Source organism: Psychromonas sp. MME1 (assembly GCF_041080865.1).
In the GTDB taxonomy this organism is placed as follows: Bacteria; Pseudomonadota; Gammaproteobacteria; order Enterobacterales; family Psychromonadaceae; genus Psychromonas.
Window position 1 is genome coordinate 2,467,111 of the sequence record NZ_CP160906.1, and the last position, 26,526, is coordinate 2,493,636.

17 protein-coding genes and 3 pseudogenes are annotated in these 26,526 nt (G+C 39.2%); 7 read left to right on the forward strand and 13 right to left on the reverse strand.

The window, feature by feature from the left end; genetic code table 11:
• Positions 1-50 precede the first annotated feature (50 nt).
• Positions 51-1,385, reverse strand: a complete 1,335-nt coding sequence (rlmD, locus tag AB2N10_RS11285) for a 23S rRNA (uracil(1939)-C(5))-methyltransferase RlmD (RefSeq protein WP_369433861.1) — start codon at positions 1,383-1,385, stop codon at positions 51-53.
• A gap of 109 nt (positions 1,386-1,494) precedes the next feature.
• Between rlmD and barA the strand changes: the two genes are divergently transcribed.
• Entirely contained in the window at positions 1,495-4,287 is a 2,793-nt protein-coding gene (gene barA / locus AB2N10_RS11290) for a two-component sensor histidine kinase BarA (RefSeq protein WP_369433862.1), read from the forward strand.
• A 46-nt stretch (positions 4,288-4,333) separates the two neighbouring features.
• Here barA and AB2N10_RS11295 read toward each other — a convergent pair whose 3' ends face one another.
• The 4 genes from AB2N10_RS11295 to rplU all read right to left on the reverse strand — a co-directional run bounded on the left by AB2N10_RS11295 (position 4,334) and on the right by rplU (position 7,421).
• Positions 4,334-5,416: a mechanosensitive ion channel family protein gene (locus AB2N10_RS11295; RefSeq protein ID WP_354625474.1), complete on the reverse strand. Its 1,083-nt coding sequence runs from the start codon at positions 5,414-5,416 to the stop codon at positions 4,334-4,336.
• Between the two features lie 80 nt (positions 5,417-5,496).
• Positions 5,497-6,666 (reverse strand): Obg family GTPase CgtA, encoded by a 1,170-nt coding sequence (gene cgtA / locus AB2N10_RS11300; protein WP_354625473.1) that lies wholly within the window; start codon positions 6,664-6,666, stop codon positions 5,497-5,499.
• Between the two features lie 169 nt (positions 6,667-6,835).
• On the reverse strand, positions 6,836-7,093 hold the full coding sequence (rpmA, locus tag AB2N10_RS11305) for a 50S ribosomal protein L27 (RefSeq protein ID WP_354625472.1): 258 nt from the start codon (positions 7,091-7,093) through the stop codon (positions 6,836-6,838).
• A 16-nt stretch (positions 7,094-7,109) separates the two neighbouring features.
• Entirely contained in the window at positions 7,110-7,421 is a 312-nt protein-coding gene (rplU, locus tag AB2N10_RS11310; RefSeq protein WP_354625471.1) for a 50S ribosomal protein L21, read from the reverse strand.
• A gap of 344 nt (positions 7,422-7,765) precedes the next feature.
• Between rplU and ispB the strand changes: the two genes are divergently transcribed.
• Positions 7,766-8,737 carry an octaprenyl diphosphate synthase gene (gene ispB / locus AB2N10_RS11315; RefSeq protein ID WP_354625470.1) on the forward strand — a complete coding sequence of 324 codons (972 nt, stop codon included), beginning with the start codon at positions 7,766-7,768 and terminating at the stop codon, positions 8,735-8,737.
• 113 nt (positions 8,738-8,850) lie between these two features.
• Here the strand turns inward: ispB and AB2N10_RS11320 are convergent, their stop codons facing one another.
• The 5 genes and pseudogenes from AB2N10_RS11320 to lgt all read right to left on the reverse strand — a co-directional run bounded on the left by AB2N10_RS11320 (position 8,851) and on the right by lgt (position 16,004).
• The gene (locus AB2N10_RS11320; RefSeq protein ID WP_369433863.1) at positions 8,851-10,164 is read right to left on the reverse strand and encodes an adenylosuccinate synthase; all 1,314 of its coding nucleotides are present in this window, start codon (positions 10,162-10,164) and stop codon (positions 8,851-8,853) included.
• Positions 10,165-10,423: 259 nt separating this feature from the next.
• Positions 10,424-11,260, reverse strand: coding sequence for a winged helix-turn-helix domain-containing protein (locus AB2N10_RS11325; RefSeq protein WP_354625469.1), 837 nt, complete (start codon positions 11,258-11,260; stop codon positions 10,424-10,426).
• A 224-nt stretch (positions 11,261-11,484) separates the two neighbouring features.
• Positions 11,485-14,081, reverse strand: a pseudogene (gene acnB, locus AB2N10_RS11330) (bifunctional aconitate hydratase 2/2-methylisocitrate dehydratase).
• Positions 14,082-14,326: 245 nt separating this feature from the next.
• Entirely contained in the window at positions 14,327-15,178 is an 852-nt protein-coding gene (locus tag AB2N10_RS11335) for a thymidylate synthase (protein WP_369433864.1), read from the reverse strand.
• A gap of 10 nt (positions 15,179-15,188) precedes the next feature.
• Positions 15,189-16,004 carry a prolipoprotein diacylglyceryl transferase gene (lgt, locus tag AB2N10_RS11340; protein ID WP_354625467.1) on the reverse strand — a complete coding sequence of 272 codons (816 nt, stop codon included), beginning with the start codon at positions 16,002-16,004 and terminating at the stop codon, positions 15,189-15,191.
• A 114-nt stretch (positions 16,005-16,118) separates the two neighbouring features.
• Here lgt and AB2N10_RS11345 point away from each other — a divergent pair, with 114 nt between their 5' ends.
• Both AB2N10_RS11345 and sstT read left to right on the forward strand, forming a co-directional pair.
• Positions 16,119-17,009, forward strand: coding sequence for a DMT family transporter (locus AB2N10_RS11345; RefSeq protein WP_354625492.1), 891 nt, complete (start codon positions 16,119-16,121; stop codon positions 17,007-17,009).
• A gap of 187 nt (positions 17,010-17,196) precedes the next feature.
• Complete coding sequence (sstT, locus tag AB2N10_RS11350; protein WP_354625466.1) at positions 17,197-18,423, forward strand: serine/threonine transporter SstT; 1,227 nt, start codon at positions 17,197-17,199, stop codon at positions 18,421-18,423.
• Between the two features lie 60 nt (positions 18,424-18,483).
• Here the strand turns inward: sstT and ptsP are convergent, their stop codons facing one another.
• The 3 genes and pseudogenes from ptsP to rppH form a co-directional block, all read right to left on the reverse strand.
• Positions 18,484-19,920, reverse strand: coding sequence for a phosphoenolpyruvate--protein phosphotransferase (gene ptsP, locus AB2N10_RS11355; protein WP_369434673.1), 1,437 nt, complete (start codon positions 19,918-19,920; stop codon positions 18,484-18,486).
• A pseudogene (locus AB2N10_RS11360) lies at positions 19,918-20,750 on the reverse strand (GAF domain-containing protein); the annotation flags it as partial. The pseudogene AB2N10_RS11360 and the gene ptsP, both read right to left, overlap by 3 nt.
• A 312-nt stretch (positions 20,751-21,062) precedes the next feature.
• Entirely contained in the window at positions 21,063-21,608 is a 546-nt protein-coding gene (gene rppH / locus AB2N10_RS11365) for an RNA pyrophosphohydrolase (protein WP_369433865.1), read from the reverse strand.
• Positions 21,609-22,293: 685 nt separating this feature from the next.
• Between rppH and mutH the strand changes: the two genes are divergently transcribed.
• From mutH to uvrA, 3 genes and pseudogenes are all read left to right on the forward strand, one after another.
• Positions 22,294-22,965: a DNA mismatch repair endonuclease MutH gene (mutH, locus tag AB2N10_RS11370; RefSeq protein WP_354625464.1), complete on the forward strand. Its 672-nt coding sequence runs from the start codon at positions 22,294-22,296 to the stop codon at positions 22,963-22,965.
• 78 nt (positions 22,966-23,043) lie between these two features.
• On the forward strand, positions 23,044-23,373 hold the full coding sequence (locus AB2N10_RS11375) for a hypothetical protein (protein ID WP_354625463.1): 330 nt from the start codon (positions 23,044-23,046) through the stop codon (positions 23,371-23,373).
• A gap of 320 nt (positions 23,374-23,693) precedes the next feature.
• Positions 23,694-26,515 (forward strand): annotated as a pseudogene (gene uvrA, locus AB2N10_RS11380) (excinuclease ABC subunit UvrA).
• The last annotated feature ends 11 nt before the right edge of the window (positions 26,516-26,526 follow it).

Below are 26,526 nucleotides of genomic sequence, written 5' to 3' on the forward strand. Positions count from 1 at the left end.
AATATTTTGTGACAAACAAAATCATAATCAATGCGCATAAATGAAAATAATTACTTAAGAAACAATGCCATTGATTCCACATGTTTTGTTTGTGGGAACATATCAATTAAACCTAATTTAGCTAACTTATAACCTTTTTCAAGTAATATTTGACTATCTCTGGCCAATGTTAACGGATCACAGGAAACATAAACAATATGAGTAGGCTTTTTCGCTGCAATAAAGGCCATACAATCCTGCGCACCTGCACGGGCTGGATCAAGTAATATTTTATTAAAATCAAGTGGCGACCAGGGCTGTTTTTTCAAGTTATCTGCGCTTAAATCCGCTTGATAAAATTCACTATTATCAATGTCATTTAATTGGGCATTAAACCTAGCCCGATCAACCATTTTTTGCACACCTTCGACACCCACCACACGCGCCACTTTTTGAGCCATTGGCAAGGTAAAATTACCCAATCCACAGAACAGATCTAAAACCACATCTTGCGCTTCAAGTTGTAACCACTGCAATGCCTGTGTAACCATTTTTTGGTTAATTTTAGCATTGACTTGTAAAAAATCCGTTACCGCAAAACTAAGGGATAATTGACCTTCATCAAGCTGATAAGTGAGTTTTTCTTGCCCAACTAAACAAACAACTTGGCGTGTCGAACCTTGACTAAAAAAGTTAATCTGATGGTCTGTTGCAAAGGCCTTTATCGCTGCAACATCTGCATCGGATAAGTTTTTCATATGGCGTAAAAGTACCACGACGCCTTGATCAGAATAGATCAATTCAACATGCCCTAAATCGGCCTTCCCCTGCAAATTGGCTAATAGGTTTTTAAGCGGTTGAATGAATAACGCTAACTCGGGAACCAATACTGGACATACACGTTGCTCAATTAAATCATTGCTTGCACTACGGCGAAAACCCATTTTTAATTTTTTGCTTTTATTATCAAATTGCACGCCAAAACGAGCGGTTCTTCGATATCCCCAAGCATCATCAATAATAGGTTGCGCCAGTTGTAACGGCTGATGTTTAGCAAAACGTTTGAACAACGATTGCAAACCTTCCAGTTTAATCGCAATTTGATTATCTTGTGCGAGATGCTGCAATTGGCAACCGCCGCACTCTTCGTAGTGTGGGCAGGTTGGCGCAACGCGCATGACACTAGCTCGGTTAACTTTTTTTATCACCCCAGTGCTATAATTTTTTTTATTTTCAACAATCTGGATATCAAGGGATTCACCAACTAGCCCACCTTCAATAAAGAGAGGACTATTTTTAAAATAGGCGATACCACGACCTTGATGATCAACTTTTTCGACATGCACATCTTTAATAATGTGGTTTTTTGCACTATTTGTGCGCTTTGCTTTAAAGAACTGGGCCATAAATGATTCACAGGTTAGAGAAGCTATGCCATCATAGCGAATAATACCATTGTCACACAATACGAAAAAAATGCATTCATAAACTCTCTTAATTTTAGAAATATGACCTATGACAAAATATGGATTACGTGCCCAAGTTATTGCTTATACCATTTTACCAACCATTATCATTGGCGGATTATTAGCAAGTTATTTTTCTCTACATCGTTATCAACAAGCCAATGATTACTTAATTAATCGTGCTATTAATATCAGCGAGCCATTAGCTATTGCCAGTGAATACGGCATTTTGGATGAAACACGCACGATTTTAAGGCGATTGCTCAGTGCCACACATCGAAAAAACAGTTCCATGGTAAAAAGCATTGCCATTTTCGATAGTAATAATAAGCTTTTTGTCACCAGTAATTACCACCGTAATTTTCAAATATTAAAAATTCCCGATGGGCAGCCAATCCCAGAGATAACCGAAATCATCTATCATGAAGATACAATTATCATTCATACGCCAATCATCGATGAAACGAATTTTTTGGAGTATCAATTAACCTTTGATCAACCTAGAAAAATTGTCGGTTACGTAGCACTTGAGGTAAATAGTGACGAGATAGAACTATTAATGTTCCGCGATACAACCTTATCTTTCTTTGTTGTGCTACTTGGCATTCTCGGCAGTTTATACCTTGCATTTAAGCAAGCTAAGCGGATCACTGCCCCAATCTCTAACATGGCATCTGTCGTTGAAAAAATAAGTCTAGGGCGCTTAAACTCGCGTGTAGAAGGGAATTATTCAGGTGAAATAGCTCTACTACAGCAAGGTATTAATGAAATGGCTGTCGCGATGTCTAAGCACCATGAGGAGATGCAGGATAGTATTGACCTTGCCACCAGTGAATTACGCGAAACTTTAGAACAAGTTGAAGTACAAAATATTGAGTTAGATATTACTCGAAAAGAAGCGCAACAGGCCGCTTCGGTAAAATCGGAATTCTTGGCGAATATGAGTCATGAATTACGTACACCGCTCAATGGCGTTATCGGCTTTGCCAGACAATTACTCAAAACCCAATTATCCAGCAATCAAATTGACTATCTACAAACAATCGAGCGTTCCGCGGGGAATTTGCTTAATATCATCAATGATATACTCGACTTTTCTAAGCTAGAAGCAGGTAAATTAACTCTTGAGCATATCCCCTTCGATTTACGTGATTGTATTAATGAAACAATGCATTTATTAGCGCCTAGCGCTCACGAGAAAAAACTAGAACTGAGCATGATGATTGACTGCGAAGTCCCTCACGAGGTACTCGGTGATGCAATGCGTCTTCAGCAGATCCTGATGAATTTAATCGGTAATGCGATTAAATTTACCCGTCAGGGAAACATTGAGGTGCAGATTCATCGCATTGATGAACATCACAACGATCCTCAGGAACAGGATAAGGTCACCTTAAAAATAATGATATCAGATACGGGTATCGGTATTTCAGAAAAGCATCAAGCGCAACTATTCAAAGCCTTTGGGCAGGCAGATAGCAGTATTACGCGTCAGTATGGTGGTACCGGATTAGGATTGGTTATAACACAGAAATTAGTCAATCAAATGAATGGTAGTATTGACTTAGTCTCGGTTCCCAATAAAGGATCGACCTTCTGGTTTACCATTGAAATAGAGAAAAATAGTCATAACTCTTTCAACTGTTTTCCTGATGCTAATTTACAAGACCAGTCTATCTTGGTTTATGAGAGTAATGAATATGCCGCACGCGCATGCTCACAACTACTCAACCAATGGGAGACTAATTTAGTCGTCGCTGAAACTCATCAGCAGTGGCAATCTTTATTAACTCATCGATATGATAATATCGTTATTGGCTATAGCCATTGTGACAACTTAGAGCCGCTTTTCAGCTATATCGAGCAAGCGAAAGAGTTTACCGGTAATATCGTCGTATTAATTAACTCGAGTGATCCCAATATATATGAAACATTAATGGCAACGGGTATCAACCACTGCCTTAGCAAGCCAATTGATAATAAAAATTTAGCAAAAGCACTCATCTCTGATAAACCAGTATTTAGCGGACTTGGGCAGCAAGTTAAATTACTGCCTTTAGTGCGTAAAGATATCAGTGTAATGGCTGTCGATGATAATCCTGCTAATCTCAAACTTATTTCTGCGATGTTAGCGGATCGCGTCAACCATGTAACAACCTGCATTGATGGACAACAAGCAGTAGACCAAGCGCAACTACAACAGTTTGATTTAATTTTCATGGATATACAGATGCCTGTTTTAGACGGTATTAATGCGTGTTTACAAATCAAAAGTAACTCAGCAAACACAAACACCCCTGTCATTGCCGTCACTGCACATGTATTACCGAGTGAAAAAGAGCAGTTCTTAAAACAAGGAATGGATGACTGTTTAGCGAAACCGATAGATGAGCTTGCATTACAACAGATGATAAATAAATGGACCCAAGATAAGCCCATTTTAGAGACTGGCCCAGCCAAAATGATAACCATTGAACAGCCTCCTAGTCTAGAGAGCAATAATAATTCATTTGATTGGCAACTTGCTCTGCAGCAAGCAGCGGGTAAAGAAGATCTCGCTAAGGATATGCTAACAATGCTAATTACAGACTTTAGCGCTATTCGCAATGAAGCGAATAAAGCAATGCAGGGAGAAATAGATAATGTACGTTTTGCGCAAATCATCCATAAATTTCATGGCGGTTGTAGCTATAGTGGTGTACCCAAGCTCAAAAATATCGCTGGACTGATTGAAAAAGAGCTAAAGCAGGGCATCACCCCTGAGCTGCTAGAGCCAGAACTACTCGAATTATTAGATGAATTAGACAATGTCGAGAAGGAAGCAAAAAACTATTTAAGTTAATAAATTAGGTTTGCTGCTCAACAAATACCAGCAAACCTTATTATGTTTACTGTTGTGGCATCTCCCCAGTAAAATGCAACTGTCGTGTTGGGAAAGCAAATTGTGCTTGATGAGCAATAACGATATCAGCCACTTTCAACAACACATCCTGCTTAATTTCATGAAATAAGACCCAATTAGTGGTTTTGGTAAATGTATAGATAAAGAAATCCAGGGAAGAATTATTGAAGTAATCAAAATTCACAATTAATGTTTGTTGTGTATCGATATCAGGATGATTTTCTAACATCTCTCGTACCGCTTTAATAATCGAATGAATATGAATAATGTCGCTATAGCGTAGACCAAAGGTCTCCTTAATACGACGATTACTCATACGCGAAGGATTTTCGACAACAATTTGTGTAAATAAACTATTAGGAACATACAGAGGACGTTTATCAAAGGTGCGAATTCGCGTCACGCGCCAACCAATCGACTCTACTGTCCCTTCAATTGATTTATCGGGACTGCGGATCCAGTCACCAACCTTAAATGGTTTATCCATATAAACCATTAATGCGCCGAATAAATTCGAGAGCAAATCTTTCGCGGCCATACCAACAACCAGACCGCCCATACCACCAAAAGCAAGTACACCAGAGATGCTCACACCTAAGGTCTGAATGACCGATAACGCCATGATCACCATCACCGATAACTTAGCTAATTTGGCAACTGCTGTCACCGTGGTGGTATCTTTATCTTCATGGTCAATAAAGGTTAATTCTGATTTATGAATTAAACGCCAGAATGACCAACAAACCAGCAATATAATCGATATTTTTTGTACAATGGGTAGGTAATCAGATATTAATAGCTGTTCACTTTCAGCAACCACTCTTAATGCCATTGAACTACCCATCAATATAATTAGCCAGTTCATTGGCCGCCATAAAGCAAACCAAATAATATCATCCCAATGATTATCAGTACGCTCAATAACCCGCTGTGTTTTCGTTGTAAAAGCGCGCCAGAGTAACTGCAGTATCAACGTGAACACAATAACCAGTGTAAAATTAGCAATCCAATTGCCTATGTCCAAAGACATTAATAACTCTTTTAAATATAACTCTACTTTATCAATCATTTTCATCTCTCATAAAAAAGCCACGCTTTGATATTACCAAAGCGTGGCTAGATAACGGAATAAAAAAATGGTCCTAAAAGTTAATCCCTAACGTAGATCACTTCCATCATCTCTTCATCATCATCATCCCAGTCATCATCACTATCATCAAAGTCAGCATTAGCATTCTCTATTGCCGATTCATGGTAATCATCCCACTGGAATTCAACCTGTTCACGCTGCTCTTCAGGCGTGTAGTCCGTCGGTAATTCTTCTAAATACTCAACTACATCCTGACAAACTTGTTGCGTGCCTGATTTTGAAATAGCCGCGATTTTATAAACGGGGCCATCCCATTGTAATGCATCCTGCACACGCTGCATGACTTCTTGCGCTTCATCTTCTAATAGTAAATCGGTTTTGTTAAACACCAACCAACGTGGTTTAGCTGCCAATTTGGGGCTATGTTTAGCTAGTTCATCAATAATAACCAATGCATTTTGCGCCGGATCACTACCATCTGCTGGTAATAAATCAATCATATGTAACAACACGCGGCAACGTTCTAAATGACGTAAAAAACGGGTACCTAAACCAGCGCCATCGGATGCTCCTTCAATTAACCCAGGAATATCTGCAATAACAAAACTACGTCCATGCCCCATACTCACAACACCTAAATTAGGAATTAATGTGGTAAAAGGATAATCAGCAACCTTTGGTTTCGCCGCAGAAACACTGCGAATAAAAGTTGATTTACCCGCATTAGGCAAACCGAGCATGCCGACATCAGCAAGCAACAATAATTCGAGCAATAAATTACGCACTTCCCCTGGCGTTCCATCTGTCTTTTGACGCGGCGCTCGGTTAGTACTGCTTTTAAATCGAGCATTACCTAAACCGTGGTAACCTCCTTTAGCAACCATCAATTTTTGCCCATCTTTAGTCAAATCACCGATGATTTCACCAGTATCATCATCACGGCAGCGGGTCCCCACTGGCACCTTAACGATACAATCTTGACCACGAGCACCTGTACAATCACGCGTCTGGCCATTTTCGCCACGCTCTGCGTTATAAAAGCGCACAAAACGGAAATCGACCAATGTATTTAGGTTTTCATCGGCTTGCAGATAAACGTCGCCACCATCGCCACCATCGCCGCCATTTGGACCACCACGAGGAATATATTTTTCTGTACGGAAGCCGATAACACCGTTGCCACCATCTCCAGCGTCAACCTTTATTTTTGCTTCATCAACAAACTTCATTACAAACTCCAAAAAGATCAACCGATCTTAACAATCAGTTTGAATAACTATCACCATTATACCCATTTCTATGGATCATAGATCATAATTGATGACCAATAGAAATGAATAGCTAAAAAAAAAGCCTCGCATCAGCGAGGCTTTTTAAAATTCGAAATAGGAAACCTAATTATTCAGCAACGATACTAACGAAGCTGCGCATTTTAGGGCCTTTCTTTTCAAACTTAACTACACCAGTAGCTTTAGCGAATAAAGTATGATCTTTACCAAGACCTACATTGTCACCAGCATGGAACTTAGTACCACGTTGACGAACTAAAATATTACCAGCTAGTACTGATTCACCACCAAAACGTTTAACACCTAGGCGTTTACTTTCGGAATCGCGACCGTTATTAGTACTACCACCAGCTTTTTTATGTGCCATTTTTAATAACTCCTAATTAAGCGTTAATTGCAGTAATTTTAACTTCAGTAAACCACTGACGATGACCCGCTTGTTTACGCGAATGCTTACGACGGCGGAACTTAACGATTGTTACTTTCTTACCACGACCGTGAGCTACTACTTCAGCAGTAACTTTACTTCCTTCAACGTATGGAACACCAACTTTTACATCATCAGCATTTGCTACTAAAAGAACTTTATCAAATTCAACAACAGCACCAGCTTCAACATCTAGTTTTTCCAAGCGAAGAGTTTGTTCGACAGCTACACGGTGTTGCTTGCCACCACTCTGGATAACAGCGTACATGTTTCTTACTCCGTTCAGGCATCTCGTGCAAATTTTATATATTCAGCATCGAGAGCACACTTATTAATCACAATGGAGGCGGAGTTTACGGCAAATCGCTGCTATTGGCAATGATATTCTCTAAAAACATTTAAATTATATTAATGTTCAAATAGCATGGCTTAACTAGGGCAAAATAGCAGCAAAAAAACAAATAACGGCACAAAACAGCCACAAACAAGTTAAATACACGTAAAATAAAGATAAGTTTTATCATTTGCACTTAACAGTGTTGAGATAAAAGCAATAAACGGCAATAATGCACCATCAACTTTTAAAGCACCATTATTTGGAAATTTAGATTCATGGACATCAAAGAGATTCAACTTATCTCCAACGCTGAAATGAGCGAAGTCAATGCATTAATTAGCACACAATTAAAATCAGATGTTGCTTTAATTAATCAACTTGGCTTTTACATTATTAACAGTGGCGGTAAACGCATTCGCCCATTGATCGCCATATTAGCAGCAAAAGCTTTAAACATTCATACACCTGAAGTGAGTAAATTAGCTGCAATAATCGAATTCATCCATACCGCGACGCTATTGCATGATGATGTTGTTGATGAATCTGATTTACGCCGTGGCAATAAAACAGCCAATGCGCTATTTGGCAATGCCGCGAGCGTATTAGTTGGAGATTTTTTATATACACGTTCATTTCAAATGATGGCTGAGCTGCAAAACCCAAAAGTAATGGATGTGTTATCTTCAGCCACCAACGTGATTGCCGAAGGTGAAGTATTACAATTGATGAATTGTAATGATCCCAACACCTCGGAAGAAAGTTATATGGATGTCATCTACTTCAAAACAGCGAAACTATTTGAAGCTGCGACACAATTAATTGCCGTATTAGGTAAACAATCAATTGAAGTAGAAAATGCACTACGCGATTATGGTAAATATCTTGGCACCGCATTTCAATTGACCGACGATGTGATGGATTATAATTCTGATGCAGCACAAATGGGAAAAAATGTAGGTGATGACCTAGCCGAAGGAAAACCAACACTCCCCCTACTTTATGCAATTAAACACGGCAGTCCAGCACAAGTTACCCTGATCAAAGAGGCGATAGAAAAAGCCAATGGAATGGACCATTTTGCAGAGATAATGCAAGCTTTACATGAAACCAAGGCATTGCAATACACTAAAGAACGCGCCTTTGAAGAGGCAAACAAAGCAATACAAGCAATTGCCATTCTACCTGACAATCAATACAAACAAGCATTAATCAGCTTAGCCTACCTAGCAGCAGATAGAAAATCCTAAGTTTATAACTGTTAACGATTAAAAAAGCCCTTATCATTTTGCAGTGATAAGGGCTTTTTTATTAAATACAGTTAAAGCTTATCGACACCCTGATACTTCAAGGTGCAAAGCTCTCAGCTAAATGGATTCACTTGAATCATTGTTTCATTACAATCTGGACCCGTAGAAATAATATCCATTGGCACACCCGTAATTTCTTCTAGACGTTTAATATAAGCTTGAGCATTTTCAGGAAGAGCATCAAATGAGGTCACACCAAATGAACTCTCACTCCATCCCGGCATGGTTTCATAAACAGGCATAGCCAGTTCATAACCTTCAGCAGCCATTGGTGGAACATCAACTAATTTACCGCATGGCATTTTATATGCGGTACAAATTTTAATTTCTTCTAAACCATCTAAAACATCAAGTTTAGTTAAGCAGAAACCGGTAATACTATTTAATTGCACAGCACGTTTAATCGCCACGGCATCAAACCAACCAGTACGGCGTAAACGGCCCGTTGTTGCACCAAATTCATGTCCAACAGTACCCAAATGTTTACCAGCAGGATCTAATTTATCAACGCCATCATACAGCTCAGTTGGGAAAGGTCCTGACCCCACACGAGTAGTATAAGCTTTAACAATACCTAACACATAGTCTAAATGTGTTGGGCCAAAACCACTTCCTGTCGCAACACCACCGGCGGTGGTATTTGAAGAAGTTACGTAAGGATAAGTGCCGTGATCAATATCCAGTAAAGTTCCCTGCGCACCTTCAAATAGTATGTTTTCACCACGTAGGCGCGCTTTATCAAGCTGATCGGTTACATCAATAACCATGCTAATTAATAAAGGAGCCATTTCAGTCATTTGCGCTAAAACATCATCGTAACTAACTGCTTCAACTTTGTAGTAGTTTACTAACTGGAAGTTATGGTACTCCATGACTTCTTTTAGTTTTACAGCAAATGTCTCCATGTCGAATAAATCATCAACACGTAAACCACGACGTGCAACTTTATCTTCATAGGCAGGACCGATACCACGACCAGTTGTACCAATAGCTTTATTGCCACGCGCTTTTTCTCGTGCGACATCTAATGCAACATGGTATGGAAGAATCAAAGGACAACCTTCACTGATTGAAAGGCGTTCTTTAGCAGGAATGCCTCGCTCGATAAGCATGTTCATCTCTTTGAACAACGCATCGGGTGCTAACACAACACCATTACCGATCACGCATTTGACATTCTCGCGTAAAATCCCTGATGGGATAAGATGAAGAACGGTTTTCTCTCCATCAATAACAAGTGTATGTCCAGCATTATGCCCACCTTGATAACGAACAACCCATTGTGCTTTGTCTGTTAGTAAGTCGACAACCTTACCTTTACCTTCGTCACCCCATTGAGTGCCAAGAATTACTACATTTTTTCCCATCAGAATCACATATCTCTAGCGAATTGAAAAAAGATTTTAGCAAACATTAATCGTGCATATCAATCTCTTTATTTTTAATTAACAGGAAAAAAAGTAATGCTATTTCATTTCTCGGCGATCATCACCATAGAAGAGAACTAAGCACCTGTTTTAACTTAAATTATTCATAACCGACAAAATAGCGATGAAAAATAAGATAATAAAAAGGGTGTAAATATTACTATTTACACCCTTTCAATGATTTTAAAGCGGTTACAATTTATTCATTAACGGCTTTATTTTTTTGGATTGCAGATAATACATCCGTAGGAACAAGCTCATAGGCAGCCTGTGGTTTTAATACAACATTAGATTTATCAGCAACCATTAACATTTGCTTTAAGCGGCTTTTTTCAAATGGTTTTAATAATAAGCCTTGCACATCTAATAGGCTATTTAGGCCTAATAATTCACGCTGCACATCAAAATGTGAACTTAATATCGCAATATCCGCAGCTGCTGAAGTTTGCCCTGTACGAATTCGCTTAATTAACTCAATGCCTGCATTATCATCAATTAATGAATCAACAATAACCAGATTAAAATCTTGCAATGCAACGGAACGCTCTGCTTCAATGGTCGTCGCAACACCTTCTACATATGAAACATCAAGTTCTTCTAGTTGTTCAATTAATTGAATACAATCATTCGCTTGCGCTTCAACAACGAGAACTTTCATTGTTTGGATTGAATTAACTGAGGTATCACTTTGCATAATAGGCGACACTTTATGGTCAACCACTGCACCTACACCTTCCATTCGTGCAATATAACCACGTTTTGGGATCGTGGAAATATTTAATCCATGTATGCTTAATGTACCAATACTTTTACGTAATTGAGAAATATGCTGGTTAATTGTATGGTCAGTCACCAAACGTCCCCAAACATGTTGCGCAAGATCTTCACGAGTTACCACAGTATTCACGTTTTTACATAAAAAATGTAACAATGAAGTACGTAAAGGGCCTAGGTAAACTTTACGATTACCATGAACTAGGCTATTTTGACTGGTATCTACGTGGTATTCACCCACAACTAAACTTGTTTCTAACATTACATCACCTATTGATAAATTTATTAATATACATCTATTTTGTTGGCTATTTATACAGCTCTTTTATACTTATTTGTGCTACATTATCAAATTTTGATGAAAAAACAAGCAAATTTACACTTCCACCCACTTACTTTGTTTGATAAATGTGTGAGAATAAATGTTCCTCCTTAATCGAATACCAATCAAGGAGGAAAAAACCATTATAAAACAATGATTTTCAATTACACTTCTTTCGTCTCGATTATTAAGTTGGCTTTATCCGTATAATTTTTAATTTGGTCAAAATTTAAATAACGGTATGTCTCTGCAGCCACCGTATCTAAAGTATGTGCGTATTGCATATACTCAGCAACGGTTGGTAATTTTCCTTCAATAGCAGCAACGGCTGCGAGTTCCGCAGAACTTAAATAAACATTCGCGTTATTACCTAAACGATTCGGGAAATTACGTGTTGAAGTCGAAACAACTGTCGTGTTATCACCAACGCGTGCTTGATTCCCCATACATAAAGAGCATCCCGGCATTTCTGTGCGAGCACCTACGCGACCAAAAATGCTGTAATAACCTTCATCAGAAAGTTGGCTTGCATCCATTTTTGTTGGCGGTGAAACCCATAAGCGCGTTGGTAACTGTCCCTTAAACTTATCCAATAAGTTACCTGCTGCACGGAAATGACCGATATTTGTCATACATGAACCGATAAATACTTCATCAATTTTTTGTCCGGCGACCTCTGATAACAACTTAACATCATCGGGATCATTCGGACAAGCAAGAATAGGCTCTTTAATATCATTTAAATCAATATCAATGATTGCAGCATATTCTGCGTCTTTATCCGCTTCCATTAACTCAGGGTTAGCTATCCATTGCTGCATTTCTTTAATTCGACGAGTGATAGTACTAACATCACCATAACCTTCTGAAATCATCCACTTAAGCATAACAATATTAGAGTTTAAGTATTCGATAATAGGTTCTTTATCTAACTTAATTGAACAGCCAGCGGCACTTCTTTCTGCTGATGCATCAGACAATTCAAAGGCTTGTTCAACTTTAAGTGTCGGTAAACCTTCGATTTCTAGAATACGACCTGAAAAAACGTTAATTTTTCCTTTTTTATCAACGGTTAAGTGACCATCTTTAATCGCTTGATAGGGAATAGCATTAACCAAATCTCGTAATGTTACGCCTGGCTGTAATTCGCCCTTAAAGCGTACCAAGACTGATTCAGGCATATCCAGTGGCATTACACCAGTTGCAGCTGCAAAGGCAACCAAACCAGATCCCGCAGGAAAGGAGATACCAATAGGAAAACGCGTATGCGAATCCCCACCTGTACCAACGGTATCAGGTAATAACATACGGTTTAACCATGAGTGGATAATGCCATCACCAGGACGAAGCGAAACACCACCACGATTCATAATAAAATCTGGTAGTGTATGATGAGTGATCACATCAATTGGTTTTGGATAAGCACCCGTATGACAAAATGATTGCATCACTAAGTCAGCAGAGAATCCTAAACATGCTAAATCTTTTAACTCATCACGGGTCATTGGACCTGTTGTATCCTGAGATCCCACCGTTGTCATTTTCGGTTCGCAATATTGCCCGGCGCGGATACCTTCTGTACCACAAGCTTTACCGACCATTTTCTGAGCCAATGTATAACCCTTTGTGGATGCTTCCGTATCAACAGGTAATTGGAATACCGTTGAAGTAGCAAGACCCAATGATTTACGCGCGCGATCTGTTAAGCCTCGACCGATAATAAGCGGAATACGGCCACCAGCACGTACTTCGTCTAGAATAATATTTGTTTTCAGAGTGAATTCAGCGATAACTTCGCCTGTTAGATGATTTTTTACCACACCTTGGTATGGGTAAATATCAATAACATCGCCACTATTTAGGGCACTAACATCCATTTCTATAGGTAATGCACCTGAATCTTCCATTGTATTAAAGAAAATAGGCGCAATTTTATTACCAATACAAACACCACCAGCACGTTTATTCGGCACAAAGGGAATATCATCCCCCATAAACCATAACACAGAGTTAGTCGCAGACTTACGAGAAGATCCAGTACCAACAACATCACCAACATAAACTAATGGATGTCCCTTAGTTTTAAGCGCTTCAATCTGTTTAATTGGCCCGGTAACGCCCTCTTCATCCGCAGTAATACCATCGCGAGATATTTTAAGCATCGCTAACGCATGCAATGGGATGTCTGGACGTGACCATGCATCTGGAGCAGGGGAAAGATCGTCAGTATTAGTTTCACCCGTTACTTTAAATACCGTCATAGTGATTTTTTCAGCAACCGCTGGTTTATCTAAAAACCACTGTGCATCCGCCCAAGATTGCATGATTTGTTGGGCAAATTGATTACCTTCTTTGGCTTTTTTTTCTACATCATAAAAAGCATCGAACATAAGTAATGTTTTTGATAAGGCAGAAACTGCTATTGGAGCCAACGCGTCATTATCAAGTTGCTCAATTAAAGGCTCAATATTATAGCCGCCTTGCATGGTACCAAGCAGTTTAACTGCATGTTCCGCAGTGATGATAGGTGAATTGACCTCTCCCCTTGCCAATGCAGCCAAAAACCGGCTTTAACATAAGCGGCTTCATCAACACCAGGTGGGATACGATTTTCTAAGAGGTCAATAAGGAAAGCTTCTTCACCTTGGAGTGGTTTTTTTATTAATTCAACTAATGCAGCGGTTTGTTGTGCATTTAATGGCTGCGGAACAACACCTTGAGCGGCACGTTCAGCGACATGTTTACGGTAAGCTTCTAACACAATAGTATCCCTCTTGTTTAAGCGAAAATCGTTCTCTGAGAATAATTTAATAGCAATATAAAGAAATGCAGTATATCGCATCATATTAGCAATGAAAATGACAGAGCGCATTATGCTTCCATCAAGTTAAAAAAATGTTAACGTTATTTTGAATTAAGTTAACATAAGGTAACAGAGTCATTCACCTTATGCATATCAGTAAACTTCAGGCGAACGACACTATGCTACTTATAACAATCGGTATATTATACCGAAAATGGATATTGGATTGGCTCATGGCATTGATAGTCGTTAACCGAAAAATCGTCCATCGTGACCCACGTTTCCAAATCTTCAAGCGATTGTATTTTCGGGTTGATGATTAGCTTTGGAGAGGCAAAAGGTTGGCGTTTTAATTGTACATCACGCATCAACGCTAATTGATCCTCATAGATATGTGCATTCACTATTTTATGGTATGCAGTACCTGCTTTTTTACCGGTTATTTGCGCCATTAATGCCAAAAAAGTAAATACTTGCACTTGGTTGAAGTTAAGCCCTAGTGGAACATCACATGAACGTTGGTAGCTAGTAAGATGCAGGGTATCACCTAATAATGAGAAAGTATGAGTATGCATACATGGTCGTAAACAGCCCATATCAAATTCACCGGGATTATAAAAAGTGATGATTTCAGCGCGATCATCAATGCCTTTTTTCAGGTTCTCAACCACTTTACGTAGCTGATCCACAAAACCGCCATCGGGTTTTGCCCATGAACGCCCTTGAATACCATATACTCTCCCCATGTCATCATCCCCCTTACGATAAGGGTTATTTAACCATGCAGCATTAAGGTTAGCATTAGCATCCCATGTTTTCGTCCCTAGCGCCCTAAAATCTGCAGCATTATCATAACCGCGAATATAGCCTAAAAACTCCGCGATAGCTGATTTCCAAAAACTTTTACGTGTTGTTATCAAGGGGAACTGATTATTTTTCACATCATATTCGAGATCCGCATTAATAACCGTCAAGCAACGTTTATTTGTACGTTCATTTTCAACCCAAACCCCTTCGTCAATAATGCGTTGGCATAATGCTAAATACTGCTTCATTTTTATCTCCTTACTGATTCACAGCCTTATTCACTTCACATTTATTGCAGTATGCAAAGGCAATTAGCCCACCTCCAACAATAACCATTGGTAATGACAAAATCTGCCCCATACTCAGGCCAAAAGTTAATAAGCCAAGCTGAGCATCGGGCTCACGGGCAAACTCAACGACAATACGAAAAATGCCATAACAAAGTAAAAACAGCCCTGCAACGGAGCCACTTGGACGTGGTTTGCGAATAAAGAGAAACAATATAATAAATAATACAACCCCTTCTAAGGCAAACTCATAAAGTTGCGAGGGATGACGAGGCAACGCCCCAGCATTAGGGAAAATGACACCGAAAGGTGAGTCTGTAACGCGTCCCCACAATTCAGAATTAATGAAGTTACCAATACGACCAGCACCAAGGCCAACAGGCAACAGCGGTACAATAAAGTCACCTACCGCTAATATTGAGCGTTGATTTTTCTTAGCATAATAGATAATAGCAAGCACAACACCAATCACCCCTCCATGGAAGGACATCCCCCCTTGCCAAATTTTAAAGAGATAAATAGGATCATCGATAAAGGTTGGAAACTGATAAAAAAGAACATACCCTACTCGCCCCCCCAGTATCACCCCCATGAACCCATAAAATAACAAATCGCTGGCTTGTTCGCGTGTCCATAAACCATTGGAACGATCACATTGACGATTAGCGAACCAGAAGGCAAACACAAATCCAACTAAATACATTAAACCGTACCAGCGAATATCTAGAGGCCCGATACTAATAGCAATCGGATCAATATGGGGTAATACATAATTTGACGATGACATTTATCTACTCATTAAACCGTTAAAAGAAAAATCTAATATAGCAAGCATCATGTTGCTTCACTATTAGAAAATAATTAGTATGGGGTTATCTTCGCTTATTTGGCCCTTAAAATCATGTTCTTTGGAATATTTCTTGCTCTTCTGGGCACTTTATTGTTTTCCTTAAAATCTATTTTTATTAAATTTGCCTATCTCGAAGGGTTAGATGCAGATAGCGTATTAATCCTGCGCATGGCTTTATCCGCACCGGCTTACTTTGCGATTTTAATTTACCTACTCATGCAGCAAGATAAAGATAAAACGCAAAACAAACTATCTAAACGAGTACTCCTAAAAGTATGTGGATTAGGATTTTTAGGTTACTACCTATCTTCGTTATTAGATTTAAAAGGCTTACAATATATCAGCGCACAACTGGAACGATTAACTCTATTTACTTACCCATTTTGGGTAGCCATTATTGGTTATTTTTTATTTAAACAGCCATTAACCAAGCGTATTATGATTTCACTACTCATCAGCTATTTGGGATTGTGGGTGGTGATGGGACAGGAACTACAAATTACTGGCAATGATGTCTTTTATGGCACTATCTTAGTGATGGCGGCTGCATTAAGTTTTGCTTTTTACGTTTTACTTAGCAAGGCAATGATTAATCAACTTGGGTCGTTACTTTTTACCAGTTTGGTGATGATAGCGTCCTCCCTTTTGGTCTTCATTCATGCACTCATACAAGCTGATTTAAACTTGTTGCAAGTAACGCCACAGGCTTGGTTGTGGGTTGGCCTATTAGCGCTATTAAGTACCGTTATCCCTAGCTTTATGGTCTCGGAAGCGATTCAGCGTATTGGCCCAACACAAACGGGTATCGTCGGCACATTAGGTCCAATTTTCACTATTGTATTGGCAATTTACCTTCTAGGAGAGCCGATTACAGCTTATATGATAGTCGGAATGACGATGGTTTTTATCGGAGTCATGGTTTTGATACTCAAAAAACAATAACGTAATCATTTTTTTATGATCCAGTTTAAAACACTGGCCATATAATTCGATTAATATTCACATGATAATAACCGCCTAACACCACCGAAACATGCAGGGAAGTAAGTTTTAGTGTATTACAGAGACGCATGCAATAGATAACAGTTTTATCTGCTTGTAATTCATAAAATAAATACAGGTTAACCATATGACCCAGCACCCCTCTTTTATACAACGTATTGTAAGCGCCAGTTTAATACTACAAATTTCGATTGCTATTATTATTGGTATCATAGTAGCAACAATGGCACCCGATATTGCGCTATCACTCTCTTTTTTAGGTGCGCTATTTGTTTCTGCTTTAAAAGCCGTTGCCCCAATACTGGTGTTTGTTTTAGTGGCATCATCAATAGCCAATCAGCAAAAGGGGACTCATAGCAATATAAAACCGATTATTAAGCTTTATATCATTAGTACGTTACTCGCTTCATTCACCGCGGTTATGATCAGCACCTTATTTCCAACAACATTGGTACTGATAACCGCAGATATCCAAGCGACACCACCACAGGGCGTTCTTGAGGTGTTAAATAGCTTATTATTTAAAGTAGTAGACAGTCCCGTAAACGCCCTAATAACAGGAAATTTTATCGGGATTTTAGCTTGGGCTATCGGATTAGGTTTAACATTACAACATGCGCAACAGACAACTAAAACAATATTACATGATGTCGCCAACAGCATAACTAAAATTGTTCACTTAGTTATTCGCTGCGCACCTATTGGTATCTTTGGTTTAGTCGCAGGTACCATCGCCGAAACCGGATTTGCTGCACTACTAAGTTACTCACATCTATTACTGGTTCTATTAGGTTGTATGGCTTTTATCGCTTTAGTAGTAAACCCTGTGATTGTTTATGCAAAATTAAAGCGCAACCCATACCCACTGGTATTTCAATGCCTACGAGAATCAGGAATAACCGCATTTTTCACTCGTAGCTCTGCAGCCAATATTCCCGTCAATCTAGAATTATGTGATAAATTAGATTTACATGAAGATACTTACTCAGTTTCCATTCCCTTAGGCGCCACTATTAATATGGCGGGCGCAGCGATTACTATTACGGTATTAACACTAGCAGCAGTACAGACAATGGGAATTGAATTTGATATTGCGACGGCAGTGTTATTAAGCGTCGTGGCAGCCATATCGGCGGGAGGCACATCAGGGGTTGCAGGTGGTTCATTACTGCTGATCCCACTTGCATGTAATTTATTTGGGATCCCCAATGAAGTCGCCATGCAAGTTGTAGCAATCGGCTTTATTATCGGTGTGGTACAGGATTCAGCAGAGACTGCATTAAATAGCTCTACGGATGTATTGTTTACCGCAACGGCCTGTATCGCGGCAGAAAGAGAACAAGTTAAACAGTAAGCAACAGAGAGTATAGATAGGGGTAGAGTCGTTAAGAGTAAACTCCCCTATCATCGCCAATCATTTACCAGCGCGTACAAATCCACCTAAGTTTTTACTGTCCAAATAATCACGGTAAATAGAGCGAGTATCTGCACCCGCATTTGCCTGCAAAGCCAGATCAATGCAGGTTTTTAATTCAGCATGCGATGTAGCATTAATCAAATACTTCACCTTTGCCATATTATTCGCATTCATACTTAACTTGTTATAGCCCATTCCCACAAGGATTAACGCGCCGATCGGATCGCCCGCCAATTCGCCACACACCCCCACTTCGAGATCATAACGACGGCAATTATCCACAATCATTTTTAAAGCTTGTAAAACCGCTGGATGATAACTATCAAACAGACCAGCTACACGGCTATTGTTACGATCAACCGCCAGTAGATATTGGGTTAAATCATTACTGCCTATTGACACAAAGTCGACCTCTTGCGCAAGCCTAGGAATAATAAAAATAGAGGAAGGTACTTCTAACATGACACCGATCTCTGGTAATGGAAATGCTTCGCTAGTTAAATTCAACTCAGTCTTAACTTCTTGCCAAGCTTGATTAATTAACTTCTTCGCTTCGATCACCTCTTCGATGGCACTAATCATCGGTAACATAATACGTAAATTTTGATGCTGTAAATTTGCCATCAGCATCGCCCGTATTTGCACCAAAAATATTTCTGGATGATCTAATGTTAAACGTATACCTCGCCATCCTAAGAATGGATTTTCCTCAATAATCGGAAAATAACTTAATTGCTTATCACCACCTACATCTAATGTACGCATTGTGACGGGAAATTGTGCATATTCATTTAATAATCGCTGATAAGCATCAGTCTGCTCTTGTTCCGTTGGAAATGAGTCGGTAAGCATAAAAGGTAATTCACTACGATATAACCCCACCCCATCAAAATGCCCTGCAACGCGCGCATGCTGATTTTCGTTTAATCCCGTATTGAGTAAAATAGAAACTCGGTACCCATCTGCAGTCACAGCCTCTTTTGCGTCACCTGAATCAACCAATTTCTTAAGATCATTATCTTCAGCTAATAACAGTTGATAATGTTGTAATAGTGGTTTTTCAGGAAATAAAATAACACTACCAGCATAACCATCCATGATCACATTTTTTTTGTGAATTTCACTCAAAGATAGCGATAGTCCCATCACAGCGGGTATTCCCAAGGCACGAGCTAAAATAGCCACATGTGAGCTACCACCACCATAAATAGAAATAATACCCTGAAGTTTATCCGTAGGGATACTTGCCATCATCGATAACGTAACCTCTGACGCCACTAGAATAAGCTTCTCAGGTAAGGAATGATTTTCTTCCACTTGCTGGGTAATATGATATAGAAGTCGTTGTGCAACATCTCTAATATCAGAGGCTCTCTCTTTTAGATAGCTATCACTCATTGCTTCAAATTGAGCAATATAAGATTCAGCAACCACTTTAATCGCACTCGCAGCGGTTAGCCCCTCTACGTTTATCTGCTCTGAACCTTGCCTAAAAATAATTTATCTTTAAGCACATGTGAATAAATATCAAATAAAGCAAATGTATCCTTAGATAATTGCTCCTTTAATGTTAGGGAGATATTAGAAAATTCATCGCTACATTTTTTAAGAATAAGCTCAAATAGCAAAATATCTTTACTGGTAGAAACACTTTTCTCTATATTCACTTCATCAAGCGTTAAAACAGGCCGTAATACAAATGCCTCAGCAATAGCAATACCCGAACTCGCAGGCGTGCCTTGCAGATGCATTGATCCCGTCAATTGATTACGTAGCTCTAGACCTAAACGTAAATCTGGATTAGCCAAAACCGTCGCCAAATGCATAGCCAAAGTAACCAGAAACGACTCTTCCAATTCACTAAATAAGCGCGGCGTTTTCTGCTGCACAACAAGCACACCTAGCACTCGTCGTTTATGAATAACAGGCGTGCCTAATAGAGAATTAAAACGCTCCTCATGTGCATCAGGTAGTAACTTAAAATGCGGGTGAGCATGAATATTAACAAGGTTTAATGGCTCGCCCTTTTGATGAATAAGGCCAACAATCCCTTCACCAAATTCAAGTCGAGAGCCGATTGCACGCTTCGATAGACCTTTACTTGCAATTAAATTGAGTTGGTGCGTTTTCTCATCAACAATATAAATTGAGCAACAATCAACTTCCATCGTTAGCTTGGTTTGTAAAACAAGGGTATCCATTGCGGCTGTTAAGTCTTTTGCATAGGCTACCTGCTCAACAATTTGACGCAACTGACTCAACATAGAAACTCCTTATTATACAATTATTGTCGATATATACCCATGCAACTTCAAGATGCAAAGTCAGCAAGGAAAAAGAGTGCCGAGATGCGAGGTATAAAGTTGAAGTATAGTTATTCTACATAGAGATTTTATAACAACACAGATGGGCGCTATTTTTCTTGCCCTACGGGGCGTTAGCTCAAAAACCACACCGGCTTTGTAACATTCGAAAAGTGAATAACAATTACCTCATGTTACTCCTTGCTCGGGTATCCGAGCTAGCGCCTGGCAAAGCATTTTTAGGTAACAACATAGGTATAGATACCTAAAGTATCACCTCTTTTTATATGATGAGGCACGCCTTGGACGCTTTTTTCGTTTATTATCCAAACCACTTTGTACTAATGCAAATGTCTGTGCAGAAAACTCTTTCAACGCCTTACGATAAACATCTCGTTTAAAGGAAACAACTTGCCGCACCGGATACCAATAAGTTACCCATCGCCAGTCATCAAATTCAGGATGCCCACAACGATCAAACTCAATTTGCATATCATCACCCGTTAATTGCAACAAAAACCAACGTTGTTTTTGACCGATACAAACAGGATCTGGTGAATCCCAACGCACTAAACGCTTCGGTAATTTGTATCGTAACCAACTACGGCTACTCGCAAGTAGTTTTACATGTTCAGCTTTGAGGCCAACTTCTTCGAACAATTCCCTATACATAGCCTGTTCAGGAGTTTCTCCCTCCTTTATGCCACCTTGGGGAAATTGCCATGAATGTTGTCCGTAGCGTTTTGCCCATAAAACCTGCCCATTTTTATTACAGATGATTATAGCAACATTGGGACGGTAGCCGTCTGGATCAATCACTAAGGCGCCTTATTATATATGAAGATTCATTACCTAATTTCTTATATATTTTTGGTATTAAATAATAATGAATACAAGTTGAAACAATAACCTATTCTTTCATAGATTATCTCCGCCATCAAATTGATAAATATAAAATTGTCGGATATATACTAACTGACAAGAAAATAGTAAAAATAGATAAAGTCAACGCTGCGCAAAATACCAACAATACACCAACAGTCACATGAATAAATAAATACATATTAACTATCCACGAAAACTGTGCATAACTTTGTGCATAATAAACAGATTTAATTATGATAAATCTTTGCAAGATCACAAAGGATCTTTGTGATAATAATAAAAAAGAGAATTAATAGTTAAATAACAAAGAGATAAAATATTTTTAGCCACAATGAAAAATAACATCTGTAATTAAAAACAGCTATACTTATTCATAAACCGATGTGCATATCTGTGTAGTCTAAAAAATAAACATTTCAAATTTATAGCCTTTTTTTTGTTTAATTATTAGACTAACCGCAAAGTTTCAACCGTGCTATATTTAAAATATTAATACTCCGTTTGATAAAAACGAGTTATCCACTATAAAAGTGGATAACTCTGTGTAATCTTCACGGTAAAAGTCTGAATAACCTTGAATAATAAAAATAGCCTCAAAACCTAATACATTGGTAAATAGATGATACAAACACCCCCCTCGAGGGAGTCATTACTACAACTCGCTGAAAATATCGCAGGCTACTCTCTTGGCGAGTTAGCCAATTTAGCAGGTATCCCGATCGCAAAAGATCTACGCAGGAATAAAGGCTGGGTAGGACAATTAATCGAATTTCACCTTGGTGCGACAGCGGGTAGTAAGCCCGAGCAAGATTTCAAACATTTAGGGATTGAATTAAAAACGATTCCTATCGACCAATATGGAAAAGTATTAGAAACTACCTTTGTTTGTTCTGCTCCTATTTTAAATACCCGTGGTTTAACTTGGCAAAACTCTAATGTGCGCAATAAACTCAGTCGCGTTTTATGGGTACCTGTTCAGGGGGAACGTAATATCCCCCTTAGTGAACGTATCGTTGGCAATGGTTTTCTATGGACAGCCAATAGCACCCAAGAAAAACTACTTTGCTCAGATTGGAACGAAATAATGGAAAAAATATCACTAGGTCAAATAGAAAGTATCAGCGCACGTGATGGGCAAGTGTTACAGCTGAGGCCTAAAGCCGCTAATGGGCAATGCTTAACAGAGGCATTTGGTCAAAAGGGAGAGCTAATTAAAGTAAGACCACGTGGTTTTTACCTGAAAAAAGCCTTTACACAAGCAATAATTAATTACGAATTTAGCATTTTATGAACAAACAACACACAATTGCATAGAAATTAAGCCAAATATACAGTAAATTTACAGTAACATTATTAAAAGGAGGTGATTATGACCATAAAAAAACAATATTTAAAGTCGAAACCTGAAGTCAAAGTTACATTTGAAATCGAAAAAGAAGACGCGCAAAATGCGCAAAGTATTGTCTTACTATCAGAGCATAATAACTGGGCTCCCATTGAATTTAAGCAGCTAAAAAGTGGTAAATTTAAAGTTACCGAAAATGTATCAACAGAAGATCGTAACGGTTTTCAGTTTATCTATAAAGCCACGTTGGCCGATGGAGGTGAATTTACTTTACTGCCAGCCGCTGCTGATAATTATGTGGATAATGGCATGACAGATGGTGGCAAAAACGCCGTTGTCGTTTTAGCACAGTAGACTATTTTCAATTGAAAAAGCGCTCGCATTATTGATAATGCGAGCGCTTTTTTCTATTTATTCTTCTGTTAATTAGCCTCACTTTAAAATAATCAAAGCTTCAATATCATATTGTTAACCATTTATAGCAAACCCCATGATTGGTAATAGCTGGCTATTATGATTGGGGGCAACACAGCTCTCTATTCTTTATAACCAACAAAATAGCTCAGATACTTATACGGATTGCTATTATTCCCTTAATTTGTATCAATTTGCATATCCAGAACTGCGCTTAATTATGCTATCCTCGGTGTAATAGTTAAATGAAAAGAGGTTGTATGAGTAATATTGAAATTCGTGGAGCAAAAACACATAACCTAAAAAATATTGACCTCTCAATTCCTCGCGATAAATTAATTGTTATTACAGGGCTTTCGGGATGGGGAAATCTTCATTAGCATTTGATACCTTATATGCTGAAGGTCAACGCCGTTATGTTGAATCCTTATCCGCTTATGCACGTCAGTTTCTCTCCTTAATGGAAAAACCCGATGTTGAGCATATTGAGGGTTTATCACCTGCAATTTCAATTGAACAAAAATCAACCTCACACAATCCTCGTTCAACGGTCGGCACTATCACCGAAATTTACGATTATCTACGCCTTTTATTTGCCCGTATTGGCGATCCTCGCTGCCCTACGCATAATATCTCGTTACATGCCCAAACGGTCAGTCAGATGGTAGATTCGATTTTAAGTCATCCCGAAGGAAGTAAAATGATGCTCCTTGCGCCAATCGTCAAAGAGCGTAAAGGAGAGCATGTAAAAACCTTTGCTACTCTTGCGGCACAGGGTTTTTTACGTGCTCGTGTTGATGGCGAAATTTGCGATTTAAGCGATCCACCGACATTGGCATTACACAAAAAACATACGATTGAGGTTGTTGTTGACCGCTTCAAGGTGCGCAAGGATCTACAGCAACGCCTCGCTGAATCCGTTGAAACGACGCTTAATTTAAGCAGTGGTAGCGCCATTTTAGCCTTTATGGATAGTGAACAAGACGAGTTATTATTCTCAGCAAATTTTGCTTGCCCACAATGTGGCTACAGTATTAGTGAATTAGAACCCCGCATCTTCTCTTTTAATAATCCCGCTGGAGCCTGTGAAACCTGCGATGGCCTTGGTATTGAGCAGTACTTCGATCCAAAATTAGTGGTTACCAATAAAACTCTCAGTCTAAGTGCGGGTGCCATCGATGGGTGGAGTAATAAATCCAATTACTATTTTCAAATGCTCTTCGCCCTTGCTGAGCACTATGGTTTCTCTGTCGACACACCATTTCAAGAATTGACTAAAAAGCAACAAGAGTTTGTTTTATATGGCTCAGGAAATGAAAAAATTAACTTTACTTACAGTAATGATCGCGGTGATCTTGTCGCACGTTTACATCCCTTTGAAGGGGTTATTCCAAATCGCGCTCGACGTTACCATGAAACAGACTCCAGTGCGATGCGTGAACATTTAAGCAAATACATGAATCGCAAATCATGCTCAAGTTGTGGAGGATCACGTTTAAAACAAGCTTCGCGCAATGTGTTTATTAATGATGTCAACTTACCCTACATTTCACAGCTCTCGATCGCTGAAGCGGAAACTTTTTTTAAAAAATTACAACTACACGGCCAAAAAGCACAAATAGCAGAAAAGATCCTAAAAGAGATCCTCGAGCGGCTCAGTTTTTTAGTCAATGTCGGCTTGAATTACCTTAGTTTAGAGCGCAGCGCAGAAACCCTTTCCGGTGGCGAAGCACAGCGCATTAGACTAGCTAGCCAAATTGGAGCAGGGTTAATGGGGGTCATGTACGTATTAGATGAACCCTCTATTGGTCTCCATCAACGCGATAATGAACGCTTACTTAAAACGCTCACTCACCTACGCGATTTAGGTAATACCGTGATCGTAGTTGAGCATGATGAAGATGCTATTCGCCAAGCGGATCATATCATTGATATTGGTCCGGGAGCAGGTATACATGGTGGTGAAATTATCGCACAGGGTAATTACAAAACCATTCTTAAAGCTAAAAATTCACTAACAGCCGATTACTTAAGTGGGCGTAAAGAGATCGCGATTCCTAAGCAACGCACAGCGTTAAACGATAAATGGATCAAATTAAACGGCGCCACGGGAAATAATTTAAAATCGGTTAATTTAGCCATCCCCATTGGCCTGTTAACCTGCATTACTGGCGTTTCAGGCTCAGGAAAATCAACATTAATTAATGATACATTGTATCCTCTCGCCCAAACCAAGCTCAACAAGGCAACGACCACCACCCCTGCGCCCTTTAAATCAATCACAGGGCTGTCACAATTAGACAAAGTGGTAGATATTAATCAAAGCCCTATCGGTCGAACACCACGCTCAAATCCCGCTACCTATACGGGCATTTTTACTCCGATTAGAGAGCTCTTTGCTGCCACGCCTGAATCTCGCTCAAGAGGTTATAAACCAGGACGCTTTAGCTTTAATGTCAAAGGTGGACGCTGTGAAGCTTGCCAAGGTGACGGTATGATTAAAGTTGAGATGCATTTCTTACCGGATGTTTATGTACCCTGCGATGCTTGTAAGGGGCAGCGCTATAATCGTGAAACCTTATCAGTCAAATACAAAGGCAAAAATATTCATGAAACCTTGGATATGACGGTGGAAGATGCTTTCACCTTCTTTGAGCCGATTCCGGTTATTGCACGTAAATTACAAACATTAATTGATGTTGGCCTTGCCTACATTCGCCTGGGTCAAGCTGCAACCACACTTTCTGGTGGGGAAGCACAACGCGTTAAACTTGCGAAAGAGTTATCAAAACGTGATACCGGTAAAACACTTTATATTCTTGATGAACCAACTACAGGTTTACATTTCCACGATATTGCACAGTTATTAAAAGTTATTCATACTCTGCGCGACCATGGTAATACCATCGTTATTATTGAACATAATTTAGATGTTATTAAAACGGCAGACTGGATTGTTGATTTAGGACCGGAAGGCGGGAACGGTGGTGGCGAAATTATGGCAACGGGAACACCAGAACAAGTCGCCGAAATAACGGCTAGTTTTACCGGTCAATTTTTAAACAAAATGTTAGCTAAATAAACTGCGATAGG